We start from the raw sequence: 16,762 nt of genomic DNA on the forward strand, positions 1-16,762 counted from the left end.
CGGTGCCGAAATTACGCAAAGTGATCGCTGTCAGGTCTGGGTGCCCAGCAGCCGACCAGGGCGGGCGACCCTCGTGACGGTGCCGGAAGGTCACGGCTGGAAGCCGTCCGGGAGCAGCCGTGCCAGGGCCCGGACCGCCCGGTACTGCAGCGCCTTGATCGCACCCTCGTTCTTGCCCATCGCCCGGGCGGTCTCGGCTACCGAGAAGCCCTGGAGAAAGCGGAGCACGATGCACTCCTGCTGTTCGGGGTTGAGGCGTTTCACCGCACTCAACAGGGCGACGTTCGTGATGTGCTCCACCACCGCCGCCTCCGGGCTGCCCTCCGGGCCTCGATCCTCCCGATCGGCGTCGAGGACGTCGCCGGTGGTGACCTCCAGCCGGTACCGGCCGGACTTGAAGTGGTCGGCGACCAGGTTGCGGGCGATGGTGACCAGCCAGGCGCCGAGGTCGCGCCCCTGCCACGTGAAGCTGCCGATCCGCTTGAGGGCGCGCAGGAAGGTGTCCGAGGTGAGGTCCTCGGCGAGTTGCCGGTTGCCGACCCGGAAGTAGACGAAGCGGAACACCGTGTCCACGTAGCGGTCGTAGATCAGCCCGAACGCCTCGGCCTCGCCGGCCTGGGCGCGTTCGACGAGGGCCCAGACCTCGGTGGCCGGATCGGAGGGATCCGGGCGGCTCGGGAACCCGGTCGAGGTGCCGGTCGTCGCGGGCACCGCGGGAAGGACCGCGGTCTCGGTGGTGGACACCTCGGTGACCGGTGCGTCCCCACTGCGCCGAGCCTGAGCCGGCATCGTCGGGCGGTTCGGGGAGGCGACCCGACCGCCGGCGGGTTTGGCGTTCCCACCGGGCACGGGTGGTCGATGTGGCGGCTCGTTCTGGTGGGGCCGACTGCCCACCCGTCGCGCGGCGCCGTCACCCCGGACGGCGAGATTGGCCGACGCGTCCGGTGCGCCGTGGGCACCGCCGCGTTCGTTGATCGGAGCGCGGGCGGCCGGTCCGGTCAGGCCGACCGGACGCTCGGCGAAGCCGAAGGTGGTCATCGCGCCGCCTCCGTTCCGCCGGTGGCCGCCGGGCTGGCGACGACCGGTCGACCGGTCGGCGCCGCGTCGGGCAGGGGGGCTCCGGGGCGTGCCGACGGGCGGCAGATCCCCTTGAGGTGCTGGTCCAATGCGCTCAACGGCACGGGGGCCTCCTCGGGCTGAGGGGTGTCGACTCACGGCAAATGGGGTGAGCCGACCCGAGTGATGATAGGGCCAACGTCACCCGCGCGTGGCAAGTCCGTTACACAGGGCCGAAGTATTTCCTGACGTGTCGTCGACCCGGCGGACCGGTTGTCCGTCGGGTGTGGTTGACAACAGACGACTCACATGATCCCCATTGGAACCGCTGTTCGTGCAGGTAGCGGGCGGGATCGATGTCGAGTGCCGGGGTCTGGTGGAGACCGGCGACAGCACCGGGCCGGGCACCCGCGGTGCGTCGCCGTCGCACCTGTACCGCACCGTCGGTGACGCGGTCCGGTTCCGTGGACGGGACTCGCGGGCGTGGCCGTGCGGGTCGGGCTGTGCCAGACTCAGCCACCGTGCAGGATCCTGACTCGGTCTCCGGTCCCAACCTCGCCGACCGTCTTCGCCGGGCGGCGGCGCGGTACCCGGGCAAGCCCGCCCTGCATTGGCAGGATCGGACGATCACCTGGTCCGAACTGGACGAGGCGGTGAGCGGTGCGGCCCGGGCACTGGTCGCCGTGCCGGGGGCCGACGCGACCCGGCCCGGGGCGCGGGTCGCCGTGGCGCTGCCGAACGTGCCGGATTTCGTGATCAGCCTGCTCGGCGCGCTGCGCGCCGGGCTGACCGCGGTACCGGTGAACCCCGGCCTGACCGCGCGCGAGTTGCGACACGTCCTGGCCGACTCGGGCGCGTCGGTGTTGATCGGCACCGAGCGGATCCGGGACCTGGCCGGGGAGTTGGACCTGCCCGCGCTGGTCGCGGTGCACACCAGCGCACCGACGGCGGAAGGCGACCGGACGTTTCCGGCCCAACGCGCCGACGACCTTGCGATGCTGCTCTACACCTCGGGCACCTCGGGCTGGCCGAAGGGAGCCATGCTCTCCCACGGTGCGTTGGCGGCCAACCACGAACAGATCGGCCGGATCGACCCGCCGGTGGTCGGCCCGGACGACACCGTGCTGCTGGCCCTGCCGCTGTTCCACGCCTACGGGCTGAACTCCGGGCTGGGTGCGGTGCTCCACCATGGTGCGACCGGGGTACTTGTCGACGACGCGGGCCCCGACGCGGCGCTCGCCGAGATCGCCCGGCACCGGGTGAGCGTCCTGGTGGGCGTACCGTCGATGGTGCAGGCCTGGGCCCGGGCGGGCACCGACACCCTCGCCGAGGCGATGGCCGCGGTGCGGATCGTGGTGTGCGGCGCGGCGCCGCTGGAGCCGGCCGACGCGGCGCGCTTCACCGAGGCCGCCGGGCGTCCGGTACACGTCGGGTACGGCCTGACCGAGACCGCCCCGGTGCTCACCTCGACCCTGGTCGGCGGCGAACCCCGGCCCGGCTCGATCGGCCGTCCCTTGCCCGGCGTGCAGGTGCGGCTGGTCGGTGCGGACGGTACGGAGCTGTGGCGCGACGGAGTCGCCGCGCTCGACGACGATCCGGACGAGATGGACCTCACCGACCCGGCCTCGGGCACCGATCCCGGACAGCTGGTGGTGCGTGGTCCGAACCTGTTCTCCGGTTACTGGCCGGACGGCGCGGGCGGACCGGACGCGGACGGCTGGTGGCCCACCGGCGACGTGGCGTACGCCGACGCCGACGGCGACCTCTTCCTGGTCGACCGGATCGGCGAGCTGATCCTGGTCAACGGCTTCAACGTGTATCCGCACGAGGTGGAGCTGGTGTTGTCGGCCCATCCGGCGGTGGCGGAGTCCGCCGTAGTGGGTGTGCCGCACCCGAGGACCGGGGAGACTGTGCGGGCGTACGTGGTGCCGAGGCCGCAGGCCGCGGTGGCACGTACCGAGCTGATCGCGCACTGCACACGTAACCTGGCCAGATTCAAGTGCCCGACCGAGGTCGAGTTCGTCGACGTGCTGCCGCGCTCGGTGATCGGGAAGGTACGCAAGACCCTGCTCGGTACGACGGAGGAGACCGATGCGTGAACCCCGCCTGACGCTGATCACCCGCCCCGGCTGTCACCTGTGTGAGGACGCCAAGGCGGCGCTCGACCGGGTGGTCGCGGTCACCGGCGACCGGTGGACCGAGCGGGACGTCAGCGGCGACGTGGAGCTGGAACGCGAGTACGGCGACCGGCTGCCGGTGGTGCTGCTCGACGGCAGGGAACACGGCTACTGGCGGGTCGAGGAGGAACGGCTGCTGCGCGACCTGACCACCCCGCAGCTCTGAGGCCGCCGCGCGGGGGTGCGGCCGGATAGGGTGCGGCGATGACCCCTGCGAGCGCTCATCTGGTGTGGGACTGGAACGGCACCCTGCTCAACGACCTCAGCCTCGTGGTGGCCTGCACCAACGCGGTGTTTACCAGCGAGGGCGGGCCGAGCGTCACCCCCGACGAGCACCGGGTGAGGTTCCGCCGACCGATCGCCGACTACTACGCGGAGATCCTCGGCCGAGCGGTGGACGACGACGCCTTCGGTCGGCTGGACAAGATCTTCCACGAGGCGTACCGGGTGGGTCTGACCAGTTGTGAGATGGCGCACGACGCCGTGGACGCGATGGCGGCCTGGTCAGGCAGCCAGTCCCTGTTGTCGATGTGGTTCCACGACGAGCTGATACCCACCGTCGAGACGTACGGCCTGACCGGCCGGTTCGCCCGGGTCGACGGGCTGCGGGCGCAGATCGGTGGCGACCGCAAGGCGGAGTCGCTGGCGCGGCATCTCGACGCGTTGGGTGTCGACGGCCGGTCGGTGGTGCTGATCGGCGACTCGCTCGACGACGCTGACGCGGCCCGGTCCGTCGGCGCCCGCGCCGTCCTCTACAGCGGCGGCTTCACCGATCGCGCCCGGTTGCTCGCCTCCGGCCACCCCGTCGCCGACTCGCTTACCGAGGCCGTGACCCTCGCCACCAGTTCCACCGACCCACTGCGCCGTTCATGACGTTGTCGCGCGGGAAATCCGGCGTGTCGGGGCGACAACTTCATGATCGGCGAATTGGAAGGGGAGTCGGGGCTACGTGTGATTGGTCAGAGAAGTCGGGATTGAGCGATAATCGCGCGGGCGCCGATGGCGAGGTGGTGATCGATCTTGTGGGATGGAGGGGCCGGTGGGGACGCGGGCCGTGCCAGCAAGATCGCGATTTGTGCACGTCTTCACAAGCGCCTACTCTGTAATTCCGACGCGCCCCGCTAGCACAGCCGGCACCATCGGTCGCCGGCGGGAGTCCCGAAACGGCCGACCGGTGGAGTTGGTCGAGGATCGCACCGCACGGAGTCTCATGAGTCAGCACCGTCACCCTGGCGCGCCCGGCCGCGCAGGTGCCGTACCGGCGCTCCCGGACCTGCCCGAGGCGACGGTGGCCCGGCTCCCCGAGTACCTCCGTGCCCTGCACAACCTCGCGGAAACCGGTCACGAGACGGTTTCCAGCGAAGGGCTGGCCAATGCCGCCGGGGTGAACTCGGCAAAGCTCCGTAAGGACCTGTCCCAGCTCGGCTCGTACGGCACCCGGGGCGTGGGCTACGACGTCGGGCTGCTGATCGATCAGATCGAGTACGTGCTCGGGCTCACCCAGCGCCGGGCGGTCGCCCTGGTGGGCGTGGGTAACCTCGGTCACGCCCTGGCCGGCTACGACGGCTTCGCCAGCCGTGGGTTCCGGATCGCCGCCCTCCTCGACGCCGATCAGGAGCGGGTCGGCGAAGAGATCAACGGGCTGGTCGTGCAGCACATCGACGAACTGCCCCGGGTGGCCGCCGAGGAATCCATCGCGATCGGTGTCATCGCCACCCCGGCCGCCGCCGCGCAACGGGTGGCGGACCAGCTGGTCGCCGTCGGCGTGACGAGCATCCTGAACTTCGCGCCGTGCGTACTCTCGGTCCCCGAAGGGGTCGACGTGCGCAAGGTCGACCTGGCCATCGAGTTGCAGATCCTGTCGTTCCACGAGCACCGCAAGGCATCCCTGACCGCGCTGCCCGCCGCCGGTGGGTCCGCCCTGACCGCCCTTCCCGGTGGTCTCGCGGTCACCGAGAGCCAGGAGGCGATCGGCACGTGAAACTCCTCGTCGTGGGCGCGTCCTACCGCACCGCACCGGTCGCCACCCTGGAACGACTCGCGGTGTCACCCAGCGGGCTCGACCGCACGCTGGGTCGGCTGATCGCGCAGCCGTACGTGAGCGAGGCCGTCCTCGTCTCCACCTGTAACCGGGTGGAGGTCTACGCGGCGGTCTCCGGCTTCCACGGCGGCCTCGGCGACATCTGTGCCGTGCTCGCCGAGCAGGCGGGTTGCCAGCCCGCCGCGCTGGCCAACCACCTCTACGTGCACTTCGACTCGGCTGCGGTGGATCACATCTTCCGGGTGGCCGCCGGTCTGGACTCGATGGTGATCGGCGAGGCGCAGATCCTCGGGCAGCTACGTGACGCCTACCACTGGGCCAGTGCGGCCGACACCGCCGGGCGGCTGCTGCACGAGCTGATGCAGCAGGCGCTGCGGGTGGGTAAGCGGGCCCACTCGGAGACCGGCATCGACCGCGCCGGTCAGAGCGTGGTGACCGCCGCGCTGGGACTCGCCGCCGGTCACCTCGACGACGACCTCACGGGTCGACCCGCGCTGATCGTCGGCGCCGGGGCGATGGGCTCGCTGGGCGTGGCGACGCTGTCCCGGCTCGGTGCCGGACCGCTGACCGTGACGAACCGGAGCACCGACCGCGCCGTCCGGCTGGCCGAGTCCTACGGAGCCGGCGCGCGACCGATGGCCGAGTTGGCCGACACACTTGCCACGGTGGACGTCGTGGTGGCCGCCACCGCCTCGCCCGAGCCGGTCCTCACCCGCGAGGTGGTCGCCGCCGCGACCGCCGACCGCGCCCCTGGGCGTGGCCCACTGGTCCTGCTCGACCTCGCGGTGCCGCGAGACGTCGGCCCCGGCGTCGCCGAGCTGCCCGGCGTCGAGGTGATCGACATCGACCGGATGGCGGCGCTGCTCGCCGACGGCCCGGTCGCCGCCGACGCCGCAGCCGTCGAGCGCATCGTGGCCGGCGAGGTCGAGTCCTTCCTCTGCTGGCTGCGCGGTGCCGACGTGGCGCCGACCGTCGCTGCGCTGCGCGGCCGGGCCGACGACGTGGTCACCGCCGAGCTGCGCCGGCTCGCGCAACGCCGTCCCGACCTAAGCGACGACCAGCGCGCCGAGGTGGCCCGTACGGTTCACCGGGTGGTCCAGCGGTTGCTGCACCAGCCGACCGTCCGGGTCCGTCAGCTCGCCGCCGAACCCGGCGGCGACCAGTACACGGCCCTGCTGCGGGAACTGTTCGACCTCCAGGTCCCGCAGACCTCGCCGGTGGACACCGTGCCCGACATCACCCCACCCACCGGAGGCGAGCGATGAACGAGGCCCCACTGCGCCTCGGTACCCGGGGCAGCAAGCTGGCGATGGCCCAGTCGGGGCAGGTCGCCGAGGCGTTGACGGCGCGTACCGGACGTCCCGTGGAACTGGTCGAGGTGGTGACCGCCGGCGACCGGTCCAACGCGCCGGTGCACCGCCTCGGGGTGGGCGTGTTCGTCTCCGCGCTACGTGACGCACTGGTCGCCGGGACGATCGACTTCGCGGTCCACTCCTACAAGGACCTGCCCACGGCGACCGCGGCGGGGCTGCACATCGCCGCGGTGCCGCCGCGCCAGGATCCGCGCGACGCGCTCGTCGCCCGCGACGGCAGGACGCTTGCCGAACTTCCGCCCGGCGCGGTCGTCGGCACCGGCGCGCTGCGCCGGATCGCCCAGCTGCACGCGCTGGGTATGCCACTGTCGGTCACCCCGATCCGGGGCAACATCGACACCCGGCTGGCCCGGGTGCTCGGCCCGGAGGCCGACCTGGACGCCGTCGTCCTGGCCCGGGCGGGCCTGACCCGCATCGACCGCGCCGACGCCGTCACCGAGACGCTCGACCCGATGCTGATGCTGCCGGCCCCGGCGCAGGGGGCCCTGGCGGTGGAGTGCCGGCTCGACGACACCGACCTGGTCGAGTTGCTCGCCCTGCTCGACCACGCACCGTCCCGCGCCGCGGTCACCGCGGAGCGGGCGATGTTGGCCACCCTGGAGGCCGGATGCTCCGCTCCGGTCGCCGCCTACGCCGAACTCGCCGAGGGCGAGCACGGTGATGAGATCTACCTGCGCGGGGCGGTGATCAGCCCGGACGGTACGCACGAGGTCCGGCTGTCCCGCACCGGTACGCCCGCCGACGCGGCGGAGATCGGTAAGGCACTCGCCGCCGAACTCCTCGACCTCGGCGCCGACTCGATCCTCGGCCCGCAAGGACACGACGGCCCGGGGACCCAGCAATTTGGGAGCACAGAATGACCCGCACCCGTAAGCCCGTAGGCCGTATCGCGTTCGTCGGGGCAGGACCCGGCGACCCGGGCCTGCTGACCCGCCGGGCGCACGACGCCCTGGTCGGCGCCGACCAGGTGGTGTACGACCGGGGAGTACCCGAGTCGCTGCTCGACGTCGTCCGGGCCGAGGCCAGCTCCGACGCCCAGTTCACCCCGGCCGAGGGCGCGCCGGGCGACGTGGCCAAGATCCTGATCTCGGCGGCCCGCTCCGGGCAGAACGCGGTGCACCTGGTGGCCGGCGATCCGTTCGGCCACGACTCGGTGGTCAAGGAGGTGCAGGCGGTGGCGCGTACCGCCGCGCACTTCGAGGTGGTTCCGGGAGTCGGCCAGGCCGAGGGGGTGGCCACCTACGCGGGCGTGCCGCTGCCGGGCGTACGCACCGCCGCCGACGTCGAGGACGTCAGCGTCCTGGACTTCGACGCGCTGGCGGCGGCCGTGCAACGCGGTTCGCTGGCGCTGGCGGTCGACGCCGGTGACCTGGCCGCGATCCGGGACGGGCTGCTGGCCGCCGGCGTGAACGGCGCCACCGACGTCGGAGTGACCGGGGACGGCACCGGGGAGACGCAGTACACCACCACGTCGACCGTGGACTCCTTCGTCGCGGCGGCACTCGGTTTCACCGGCCGGGTCGTGCTGACCGTCGGCGACGGTGTGGGTCAGCGGGACAAGCTCAGCTGGTGGGAGAACCGCCCGCTGTACGGCTGGAAGGTGCTGGTGCCCCGCACCAAGGAGCAGGCCGGCGCGATGAGTGCCCGGCTGCGTGCGTACGGAGCGATTCCCTGTGAGGTGCCGACCATCGCGGTGGAGCCGCCGCGTACCCCCGCCCAGATGGAGCGGGCGGTCAAGGGCCTGGTCGACGGCAGGTACGCCTGGGTGATCTTCACGTCGGTCAACGCGGTGCGGGCGGTCTGGGAGAAGTTCGCCGAGCACGGGCTGGACGCCCGGCACTTCGGCGGCGTCAAGATCGCCTGTATCGGCGACGCCACCGCCGACGCCGTCCGGGCCTTCGGCATCCAGCCGGAGCTGATTCCCTCCGGTGAGCAGTCCTCCGAGGGGCTGCTGGCCGAGTTCTCGCCGCATGACGAGGTGCTCGACCCGGTCGGCCGGGTGCTGCTGCCGCGTGCCGACATCGCCACCGAGACACTCGCCGCCGGGCTCACCGAGCGCGGCTGGGAGGTCGACGACGTGACCGCGTACCGGACGGTCCGGGCCGCTCCGCCGCCCGCCGAGATCCGGGACGCGATCAAGTCGGGCGGGTTCGACGCGGTGCTGTTCACCTCGTCCTCCACGGTCCGGAACCTGGTCGGCATCGCCGGCAAGCCGCACACGCGTACCGTTGTGGCTGTCATCGGGCCCAAGACGGCGGAGACCGCGACGGAGTTCGGCCTGCGGGTCGACGTCCAGCCGCCGCACGCGTCGGTGCCCGATCTGGTGGAGGCGCTCGCCGGCTACGCCGTCGAGCTGCGGGAGAAGCTCGCCGCGATGCCGGCGAAGCAGCGCCGCGGTTCGAAGGTCCAGGGGCCGACCGCGCTGAGGTTCCGGTAGCCGGTCCGGCTCCGGCTGGTCGTCAGGGAGGGTTCATGCCGTACCCAGAGATGCGGCCCCGTCGGCTGCGCCGCACCGCGGCGATGCGTCGGCTGGTCTCCGAGACCCGCGTCGACCCGGCCGAGCTGGTCGTGCCGATGTTCGTCAAGGAAGGGCTGACCGAGCCGCGCGCCATCGCCTCGCTGCCGGGGGTGCTCCAGCACTCGCGCGACTCGCTGCGTAAGGCGGCGGTGGAAGCGGTGCAGGCCGGCGTCGGCGGGATCATGCTGTTCGGCGTGCCCGCGTCGCGCGACGAACGTGGCTCCGGCGGCATCGACCCGAACGGCATCCTCAACGTCGCGATCCGGGACGTGGTCGCCGAGGTGGGCGACGCGACGGTGGTGATGAGTGACCTCTGCCTGGACGAGTTCACCTCGCACGGGCACTGCGGGCTGCTCACCCCGGCCGGCGAGGTCGACAACGACGCCACCCTCGCCGCGTACGCCGAGATGGCCGTGGCCCAGGCCGCCGCCGGGGTCGGGGTGGTCGGGCCGTCCGGCATGATGGACGGCCAGGTCGGGGCGGTACGCGCGGCACTCGACGCGGCCGGTCACACCGACGTGGCCGTCCTCGCGTACGCCGTGAAGTACGCATCGGCCTTCTTCGGCCCCTTCCGGGACGCGGTGGAGTCGGCGCTTGAGGGGGACCGACGGGCCTACCAGCAGGATCCGGCGAACCTGCGCGAGTCGCTGCGCGAGGTCGCGTTGGACGTCGCCGAGGGTGCCGACATGGTGATGGTCAAGCCGGCGTTGCCGTACCTCGACGTGGTGTCGGCGGTCCGCGCCGCCGTGGACGTGCCCGTGGCGGCCTACCAGGTCTCCGGCGAGTACGCGATGGTCGAGGCGGCCGCCGCGAACGGCTGGATCGACCGGGAGCGGGTGATGCTGGAAACCCTCACCTCGATCCGCCGCGCCGGTGCCCAGATCATCCTCACCTACTGGGCCGTCGAGGCCGCCCAACTGCTCCGCCAGCGTTACTGACCCTGCTTCGACCCCGAGCACCCGACAAGGCTGACGGCTGACGGCTGCGCTGTTGCGGCGGCCTGTTCACGCGCCAACCCGTCTGCACTGGTGCGACCATCGACCGAACCAGTGTCATCACCCTGAGTATTTTTCCTCCACCTCTGCCCATGTCCTCCCCCCGTCCTTTGCTCTGCTTCAACCCACGCACAGCTTGCGGAGGGTAGTTGCCGGCGTGCGATAGACCGCGATCTTGACTTCCTTCGCCGCTGGTCAGAGCCTGTTGCGCGGGTTGAAGCAGAGCAAAGGGCGCGGAGGTGTTGTGGGAAGGGTCGGAGGGAGATGACACGTCCGCCACTCACCGTGATTGTTGCTGAGGGTAGCGGACCGCTAGCCCTGCCAGGGTCGGGTCGGGTGGGCTGTGAGGGGGTGGGCGGTGCGGAGGGCTCGGGTTATCCACAGGTTTTTCCACAGGGGTTGCCGCGTCGGCTTGGGCAGCGGCAGGGTCGGGTGCATGTCCATCGTCTTCGAGCCGCCGGGCCTCGGCCCCACGGTCGGTCCCTTTCCCATCGCCGGTCTGGTGCGACGTGCCCGCCGGATCGTCGGGCTCAGCCAGCTGCGGATGGCCCGGTTCGCCAAGGTCGCCCCGTCGACCGTCGCGCGGGTCGAGGCGGGCAGCCTGACGCCGAGCCTGGCCGTGCTGGAGCGGCTGCTCGGTGCGGCCGGGCTCTATCTCGTGGTCGTCGACCAGGAGGGGCGGGTCGTGCTGCCGATGAAGGTCTGGGACGACACCCGGGACGGCGCGGACCGGCGCTACCCGGCGCATCTGAACACGATTCTCGACCCCGAACCAGGCGAATGGTGGGCGGACATCTACGGGCTGGCTCGACCGCCGGAGACCTACCACCGTTCCCGGGCCGACCGGGAGGCACGCCGGCGCCGCAGTCAGTGGGAGGTGCGGGTGGCCAAGTACCGTAACGTGCCGCCTCCGCCGGACCCGAGCACCTGGTACCGGAACTGACGGGCGGGCAGCCGACCGGTCAGCGTGTGGCGTCGAGGCGATGGACCAGCTCGGCGACGTCGACGCTGTATTCGCACCAGTCTCGGTCGGTGCGGTAGCCCAGCTCGGCGTTGACCTTGAGCATGGCCTCGTTGGCCTGCGCGTTCCAGGTCTGCACCTCGGTCAGTTGCGGCTCGGCCGAGCGCAGCTCCAACAGCATCCGAGCCTTTATCGCCCGGTCGATGCCGTAGCCCCGGTGATCCTGTACCACGATCGTGTCGTACTGGTCGGCACGGGTCGGATGCTGGGCCGGCACGACCACCTCGGTCAGGCCGGCCACCTCACCGGTCTGCTCGTGCAGGGCGAGCACGATGTACGGCTTCATGCCCCGCCGGTGCAGGCAGTCGAGGCTGTCCCGGAGCCGCTGCGGATCGTACGAGCTGGGTCGTAGCTCGCCGTCCTCGATGTCCCGGATCTCGGCCTTGGCCCGCGCGTACGCCTCGATCAGCTCGTCCGGCGGGCCGCCGGGGTGGAACTGGACGCGGTAACCGGCGCCGAGCCCGGTCGACATCTCCGCCAACTCGGCCCAGTCGACACCGGAGAGGTCGAGGACACTGCGGGTCTCCACGTACTCCCGAATGAAACCGAGTGATTCGTAGAAGGCGACGGCGGGAGTGTCGCCGACCACCTCCACCCCGATCGACTCAAAGCCCTCCTGATAGACCCGGCGGGCTGCGCGCAGGACGAGATCACGGCCCAGACCACTGCGCCGCGCGGACGGATGGACCAGGACCTCCAGCACACCGATGTTGCCGAGCAGCAGCACGTGCACCTGACCGAGGATGGCTCCCGGAGCGCCGTCGACATCTGGATCCTCCTGCGCGATCCAGGAGATCCGCCGTTCGCCCGGCATCACCTCGGCGAGGTATTCCCGCAGGGAACTCTCCCGCCACGGCGGATCCTGCGGAAGATCGGCCGCCAGGACCGCGTTCAGCGTGTCCAGCAGCGACGCGATCTCGGCGGACGACGCGGTCCTGGGGTCCCACTCGCGCACCATCACCCGTCTAGCTTGCCGTCATCCGCAGCCGGGGGGAAGTGTCCAGTTCTCCAATGTATGCGGACGATCACTTCACGTGCGACTGGCCTGTCCGTACCGGTTGGCGGCGTCGAAGACGTCCTGGGCGTACCTTCGGACATCGTTGTACGACAGGATCGCGTTCCACCAGTCGCCCGGAATGGTGAGGTTCCGGCCGCCCTTGCACAGGTACATCCCGGCCGCGAGCGCGGCGTCGTGGATGTTGTGCGGGTCCTTGCGGCCGTCGTTGTCCGCATCGGCGCCGATCTCCTCCCAGGTGGTCGGGATGAACTGCATCGGCCCGATCGCCCGGTCATAGGTGGTGTCGCGGTCCAGCTCGCCCCGGTCGGTGTCGGCGATCCGCATCCGGTTGCCCTGGCCGTCCAACGGCAGACCAATGATCTCCGGGACAGCCCGGCCGTCCGCGCCGAGCTGGGCGTTGTTGGCCTGTCCGTGGCGGGACTCGACCAGGCCGATCGCGGCCAACGTGGTCCAGCTCAGGCCGCAGGCGCGGTCGGTCTCGGCGAGCACCAGCTCGGCGTAGCCGTACGCCTGCATGGCGATCGGGTCGATGCCGACCTTGGCACCGGTGTCTCGGGCCCAGCCGGCCAGGGCGTCGGACGGGCGTCCACCGGCCGGCCCGGCGGTGCCCGGTGGGGTCACGCCGGGCGGGAGGGTCGCGGTGGGGGGCGGGAACTGCCCCGGTGGCGGCACCTGACCGGACGGCGGCAGGTCGCTGGGCAGCGGGTCGGCGGTGGCGTCGACCGCCACCGGACGCGGAGCGCCCAGGGTGGCGGGCACCAGCAGCGCACCGGCCGTGGCGGTCGCGGCGACCAGGACGAGCAGGAACACACCCGGCAGGGTCAGTCGGCCACTCGGCCGGCGCGACCAGGCGCGGGTCGCCCGGGCCGCGGCCCGAGGCCCCGGCAGGCGTACGGCGTGCCCGAAGCGCACCCGGCGGCGCCGGGCTGCCGGTGCGCCGGACTCCGGAGTGGACTCCTCGACAGTGGTCTTCGGCGTCGATTCCGCTGCGGTGGCATCCGTCCTGTCGGGAGTCGTAGCGTCGCTCGTGGTGCCGGCGGCGTTGTCGATGGCCTCCGCCGGAACCGGGTCGGTGGGGGGTGGGTCCGGTGCCGCGTCGTCGGCCGGCTTGCCCGAACTCAGCCAGGGGCGGCGGGGACGGGGCAGCCCGGTTGCCGGCCCGTCCGGGCCGCCGCCGGAGTCGGTGCGCGGCGTGGCCGGTCGCAGGGGCCGCAGGGTGGTGCGCTCTTCGCCGTCTGCCACTCGTCGAGTATCACCCATGTCTTCGCCGACGTCAGGTCCGGTCGTAGGCTGACGGCATGCCCCGGTACGAGTTCCGTTGTCGCGCCTGCGGCGCCACCTTCGAGGTCAACCGTCCGATGGCGCGAGCCGGTGAGCCGGCGCCCTGCCCGCAGGGGCACGCCGACACGGTGAAACTGCTATCCACGGTCGCGGTCACCGGCCGTGGTGGTGGCGGGTCCGGTGCCTCGTCCGCACCCGCCGGCGGCGGCTGCTGCGGTGGTGGCTGCGGCTGCTGACCACGCCGCGACGGTGGTCGAAGGGTGGTACGGGTGGCTGCCGGCCTTGCCCGGACGCAGGGTCCGATGGCACCTTGGGTCGGAGTCTCGGCCGACCGTTCTCACGATGCGTGATGATCCGGTCTCGGGAAGTATGGTGCCGAGACCAGGGGGGAGGTTCCACGCATGCCGCCACGGATCAACCTCCCGACCGGTTGGGTGACATTCGTCTTCACCGACATCGAGGGCTCCACCCGGTTGGCCCAGCTACTCGGGTCCGGCTACCGGCCGGTGCTCGCCGAGCACCGGCGGCTGCTGCGCCGGACGATCGCGGCGGCCGAGGGCGCGGAGCTGCTGACCGAGGGCGACTCGTTCTTCCTGGCCTTCGATGACGCGGGAGCGGCGTTGACCGCCTGTCTGACCGCGCAGCGGGCGCTCGGTGAGCACGAGTGGCCGACGCCCGAGGCGGCCCCCCGGGTCCGGATGGGACTGCACACCGGTTGGGCGGAGCCACGCGACGGCGAGTACGCCAGCCCCGAGGTGCACCGGGCCGCCCGGGTCGCCGCCGCCGCGCACGGCGGGCAGATCCTCTGCTCCGGTGCCACGGCGCGGCGGGCCCGGCCACTGCCGGCCGGTGCCTCCCTGCTCGACCTCGGGCTGCACCGGCTGCGTGGTTTCGACGACCGGGAACGGCTCTTCCAGCTCGTCGCACCCGGCCTGGAACGGCAGTTCCCGCGGCCGCGTACCGCCGACGTGGTGGCGCACAACCTACCGATCCAGGTCACCACGTTCGTCGGGCGGCAGACCGAACGCGCCGAGCTGGCGCGACTCGTGAATCGGCACCGGCTGGTCACCGTGCTCGGCGCGGGTGGCAGCGGCAAGACGCGGCTGGCCGTGGAGTTCGCCACCGACCTGGTGGACGAGTACCCGGACGGGGTGTGGTTCGTCGACATCGCCACGGTCACCGACCCCGGACTTGTCGCCTTCGCCGTCGCCGCGGTGCTCGGCCTGCGCCCGGAGCCGGGCCGCCCGATGGTCGACACGCTTGTGGAGTACGCCGCTCCCCGCCGGATGCTGATCGTGCTCGACACCTGCGACGCCCAGCCGGCGTCCTGCGCCGACGCGGTCTCCCGACTGCTGGCCGGCGGCGGAGGGGTGCGGGTGCTGGCCACGACCCGGGAACCACTGGGGCTGCCGGGTGAGGTGGTGTGGCGGATCCCGCCGTTGAGCGTCGATCCGGCGCCCGACGGCACCGAGAGCGACGCGGTGGCGCTGCTGTTGGATCGTACGGCGGCGGCGCGGGGCGGGCGCCAGCCCGACCCCTCCGAGTCGGCCGACGTACGGCGGGTGGTGCGGCGACTTGACGGTTTGCCGCTCGCCATCGAGCTGGCCGCGGCCCGACTGCGGGTGCTCTCGGTGGGGCAGCTCGCCGAGCGGCTCGACGACGTGCTCGGCACGCTCGACGCCGGCCGTGAGATTCCGTTGCCACCACCGACCGATCGGGGGAACACCGGTAACCAGCGGGACACCGTCGACCTGGCCGCGGCGGCCACCGGCGTGAGTTCCTCGACCCCGGCCACCCGAGCGGCGGCCCGCTCGGCGGTCGAACGGCACCTGACCATGCAGGCGACGGTGACCTGGTCCTACCGGACGCTCGGGCCGCGTGCCGCGCGACTGCTGCGTTGGCTGGCGGTCTTCGCCGGCCCGGTCGACCTGCCGACGGTGGAGTGGCTGCTCGACGACGACCCGCTCGATCCGCTGTCGGTGCTTGTCGACAAGTCGATGGTGCTGGCGGAACCGCACGTGACCGGCTGCACCTACCGGATGCTCGACCCCATCCGGGCGTACGCGGCGCGGCGGCTCGCCGACGCCGGGGAGGAGCAGGCGGCCCGTGACCGGCACGTGGCCTGGTCGGCGCACGCCCTCGAGCGGGCTCACCTCGGCCCGGACGGGCAGCCGGTGACACTGTCGCTGTACGCGCTTGATCCACTCGCCGGTGAGCTGCGCGCCGCGCTGCGCTGGTGCGCCACGGGTGGGAGTGCCCGGGCCGGCCTGCGGCTGGCCGGCGGGCTGGACCAGTGGTGGCGGGAGCGCGGGCTGGCCCGGGAAGGGCGGCTCTGGTTGTTCCGGTTGTACGGCCGGCTGGCCGAGACCGGCGAGGCGGTCCCGGAGGACGAACTGGCGGCGGCCTACCACATGCATTCGCTGCACGCCGGTGGCGACGGCGAGTTCGGCGAGGAGCTGCGCTACTCGCAGCGGGCCGAGGCGGCGGCCCGTCAGGCCGGAGACGCCGGTCTGCTGGCCCGGGTGCTCGCCGGCCGCGCCGCGCCGCTTGTCGACATGGGCCAGTTCGCCGAGGCGGAGCGGGTCTGTCGGGAGGTCATCGACTGGGCGCAGGACCAGGGGGTCGAGTCGGAGGCGCTGTTCGCCGTGCTCCGGTTGGCCGAGCTGCTGTGGCGGCGGGGCGCGCTGGACGAGGCGGCGGAGCTGCTCGGTGCGGCCCGGCCGGTGGAGGCGGCCCGACCGGCCGACCGGGGGCGTCGCTCGGTGGACATGCTGCTCGGCATGGTCGCGCTGGCTCGGGGTGACCTGGTGGCCGCGCACGAGCACCTGCTGGCGGCGCTCCGGTCCCGGATGAATCACGGTTTTCACGGGCGGGCCTGCGACACGTTGAACGCGGTCGCGGTGCGCTGCGCGCTCGGTGACCAGCCGCTGACCGCGGCCCGGCTCTTCGGTGCCGCCCAGGCGACCCGGGCGGGCCTGCGGTCGACGCCGGGCATCTACGAGGCGTACTGGACGCAGCGGCAGGCCGCGCTGCGGCGGGCGCTTGGCGACGCCGCCTTCGACGAGGCGTACGGCGAGGGTGCCGAACTGGGGTTGGACGAGGCGGTCGCGTTGGCGCTCGGGGTCGAGCATCCCGACCTGGCGGCCGATTCAGGGCGGTTCGCCACCGGCACGGGTCGTTCCGCCCCACGTCAGCCCAGCACCGTCGACCGCCACACCGAGCACGCCTGAGCGACGGTCGCCGACCGGCAGGACGCCCGGCCGCGGGTGCTGCCGGGCGTCC

The 16,762-nt window shown here is 72.3% G+C and carries 14 protein-coding genes; 11 read left to right on the plus strand and 3 right to left on the minus strand.

The genetic code is table 11. From position 1 onward, the window contains the following. Positions 1-90: 90 nt before the first annotated feature. Positions 91-1,038: an ECF subfamily RNA polymerase sigma factor, BldN family gene (locus O3597_RS00060; protein WP_164448467.1), complete on the minus strand. Its 948-nt coding sequence runs from the start codon at positions 1,036-1,038 to the stop codon at positions 91-93. Between the two features lie 539 nt (positions 1,039-1,577). On the opposite strand from O3597_RS00060, the gene O3597_RS00065 reads away from it, so the two are divergent. The 9 genes from O3597_RS00065 to O3597_RS00105 all read left to right on the plus strand — a co-directional run bounded on the left by O3597_RS00065 (position 1,578) and on the right by O3597_RS00105 (position 11,103). After that, on the plus strand, positions 1,578-3,155 hold the full coding sequence (locus O3597_RS00065) for an AMP-binding protein (protein ID WP_281602936.1): 1,578 nt from the start codon (positions 1,578-1,580) through the stop codon (positions 3,153-3,155). Continuing rightward, positions 3,148-3,399, plus strand: coding sequence for a glutaredoxin family protein (locus tag O3597_RS00070; RefSeq protein ID WP_093403479.1), 252 nt, complete (start codon positions 3,148-3,150; stop codon positions 3,397-3,399). The genes O3597_RS00065 and O3597_RS00070 overlap by 8 nt, the downstream gene beginning before the upstream one ends. A gap of 38 nt (positions 3,400-3,437) precedes the next feature. After that, positions 3,438-4,106 carry an HAD hydrolase-like protein gene (locus O3597_RS00075; protein ID WP_281602937.1) on the plus strand — a complete coding sequence of 223 codons (669 nt, stop codon included), beginning with the start codon at positions 3,438-3,440 and terminating at the stop codon, positions 4,104-4,106. A gap of 337 nt (positions 4,107-4,443) precedes the next feature. Beyond that, positions 4,444-5,214, plus strand: a complete 771-nt coding sequence (locus tag O3597_RS00080) for a redox-sensing transcriptional repressor Rex (protein WP_164448464.1) — start codon at positions 4,444-4,446, stop codon at positions 5,212-5,214. Beyond that, a complete protein-coding gene (locus O3597_RS00085) occupies positions 5,211-6,539 on the plus strand; it encodes a glutamyl-tRNA reductase (protein ID WP_281602938.1) in 1,329 nt (442 codons plus the stop codon). The genes O3597_RS00080 and O3597_RS00085 overlap by 4 nt, the downstream gene beginning before the upstream one ends. After that, positions 6,536-7,507: a hydroxymethylbilane synthase gene (gene hemC / locus O3597_RS00090; RefSeq protein ID WP_216592845.1), complete on the plus strand. Its 972-nt coding sequence runs from the start codon at positions 6,536-6,538 to the stop codon at positions 7,505-7,507. Before O3597_RS00085 ends, hemC begins: the two co-directional genes overlap by 4 nt. Beyond that, positions 7,504-9,084 (plus strand): uroporphyrinogen-III synthase, encoded by a 1,581-nt coding sequence (locus O3597_RS00095; protein ID WP_164448462.1) that lies wholly within the window; start codon positions 7,504-7,506, stop codon positions 9,082-9,084. The genes hemC and O3597_RS00095 overlap by 4 nt, the downstream gene beginning before the upstream one ends. Before the next feature lie 35 nt (positions 9,085-9,119). Then, positions 9,120-10,103, plus strand: coding sequence for a porphobilinogen synthase (gene hemB, locus O3597_RS00100; protein ID WP_164448461.1), 984 nt, complete (start codon positions 9,120-9,122; stop codon positions 10,101-10,103). Positions 10,104-10,596: 493 nt separating this feature from the next. Continuing rightward, entirely contained in the window at positions 10,597-11,103 is a 507-nt protein-coding gene (locus O3597_RS00105; RefSeq protein ID WP_281602939.1) for a helix-turn-helix transcriptional regulator, read from the plus strand. Positions 11,104-11,122: 19 nt separating this feature from the next. Here O3597_RS00105 and O3597_RS00110 read toward each other — a convergent pair whose 3' ends face one another. Both O3597_RS00110 and O3597_RS00115 read right to left on the minus strand, forming a co-directional pair. Continuing rightward, entirely contained in the window at positions 11,123-12,139 is a 1,017-nt protein-coding gene (locus O3597_RS00110) for a GNAT family N-acetyltransferase (protein WP_164448663.1), read from the minus strand. 72 nt (positions 12,140-12,211) lie between these two features. Continuing rightward, positions 12,212-13,441 (minus strand): lytic transglycosylase domain-containing protein, encoded by a 1,230-nt coding sequence (locus O3597_RS00115; protein WP_281602940.1) that lies wholly within the window; start codon positions 13,439-13,441, stop codon positions 12,212-12,214. A gap of 56 nt (positions 13,442-13,497) precedes the next feature. Here O3597_RS00115 and O3597_RS00120 point away from each other — a divergent pair, with 56 nt between their 5' ends. After that, positions 13,498-13,716, plus strand: a complete 219-nt coding sequence (locus O3597_RS00120) for a zinc ribbon domain-containing protein (RefSeq protein ID WP_164448458.1) — start codon at positions 13,498-13,500, stop codon at positions 13,714-13,716. 165 nt (positions 13,717-13,881) lie between these two features. Next, positions 13,882-16,710, plus strand: a complete 2,829-nt coding sequence (locus O3597_RS00125; RefSeq protein WP_281602942.1) for an adenylate/guanylate cyclase domain-containing protein — start codon at positions 13,882-13,884, stop codon at positions 16,708-16,710. Positions 16,711-16,762: the final 52 nt, after the last annotated feature.

The organism is Verrucosispora sp. WMMA2044, assembly GCF_027497155.1.
In the GTDB taxonomy this organism is placed as follows: Bacteria; Actinomycetota; Actinomycetes; order Mycobacteriales; family Micromonosporaceae; genus Micromonospora; species Micromonospora palythoicola.

Excerpts from the sequence above, each read along its gene's own strand:
- O3597_RS00060 (WP_164448467.1), bottom strand. The coding sequence starts at position 1,038 with ATGACCACCTTCGGCTTCGCCGAGCGTCCGGTCGGCCTGACCGGACCG.
- O3597_RS00070 (WP_093403479.1), top strand. The coding sequence starts at position 3,148 with ATGCGTGAACCCCGCCTGACGCTGATCACCCGCCCCGGCTGTCACCTG.
- O3597_RS00075 (WP_281602937.1), top strand. The coding sequence starts at position 3,438 with ATGACCCCTGCGAGCGCTCATCTGGTGTGGGACTGGAACGGCACCCTG.
- O3597_RS00080 (WP_164448464.1), top strand. The coding sequence starts at position 4,444 with ATGAGTCAGCACCGTCACCCTGGCGCGCCCGGCCGCGCAGGTGCCGTA.
- hemC (WP_216592845.1), top strand. The coding sequence starts at position 6,536 with ATGAACGAGGCCCCACTGCGCCTCGGTACCCGGGGCAGCAAGCTGGCG.
- O3597_RS00095 (WP_164448462.1), top strand. The coding sequence starts at position 7,504 with ATGACCCGCACCCGTAAGCCCGTAGGCCGTATCGCGTTCGTCGGGGCA.
- hemB (WP_164448461.1), top strand. The coding sequence starts at position 9,120 with ATGCCGTACCCAGAGATGCGGCCCCGTCGGCTGCGCCGCACCGCGGCG.
- O3597_RS00105 (WP_281602939.1), top strand. The coding sequence starts at position 10,597 with ATGTCCATCGTCTTCGAGCCGCCGGGCCTCGGCCCCACGGTCGGTCCC.
- O3597_RS00110 (WP_164448663.1), bottom strand. The coding sequence starts at position 12,139 with ATGGTGCGCGAGTGGGACCCCAGGACCGCGTCGTCCGCCGAGATCGCG.
- O3597_RS00120 (WP_164448458.1), top strand. The coding sequence starts at position 13,498 with ATGCCCCGGTACGAGTTCCGTTGTCGCGCCTGCGGCGCCACCTTCGAG.
- O3597_RS00125 (WP_281602942.1), top strand. The coding sequence starts at position 13,882 with ATGCCGCCACGGATCAACCTCCCGACCGGTTGGGTGACATTCGTCTTC.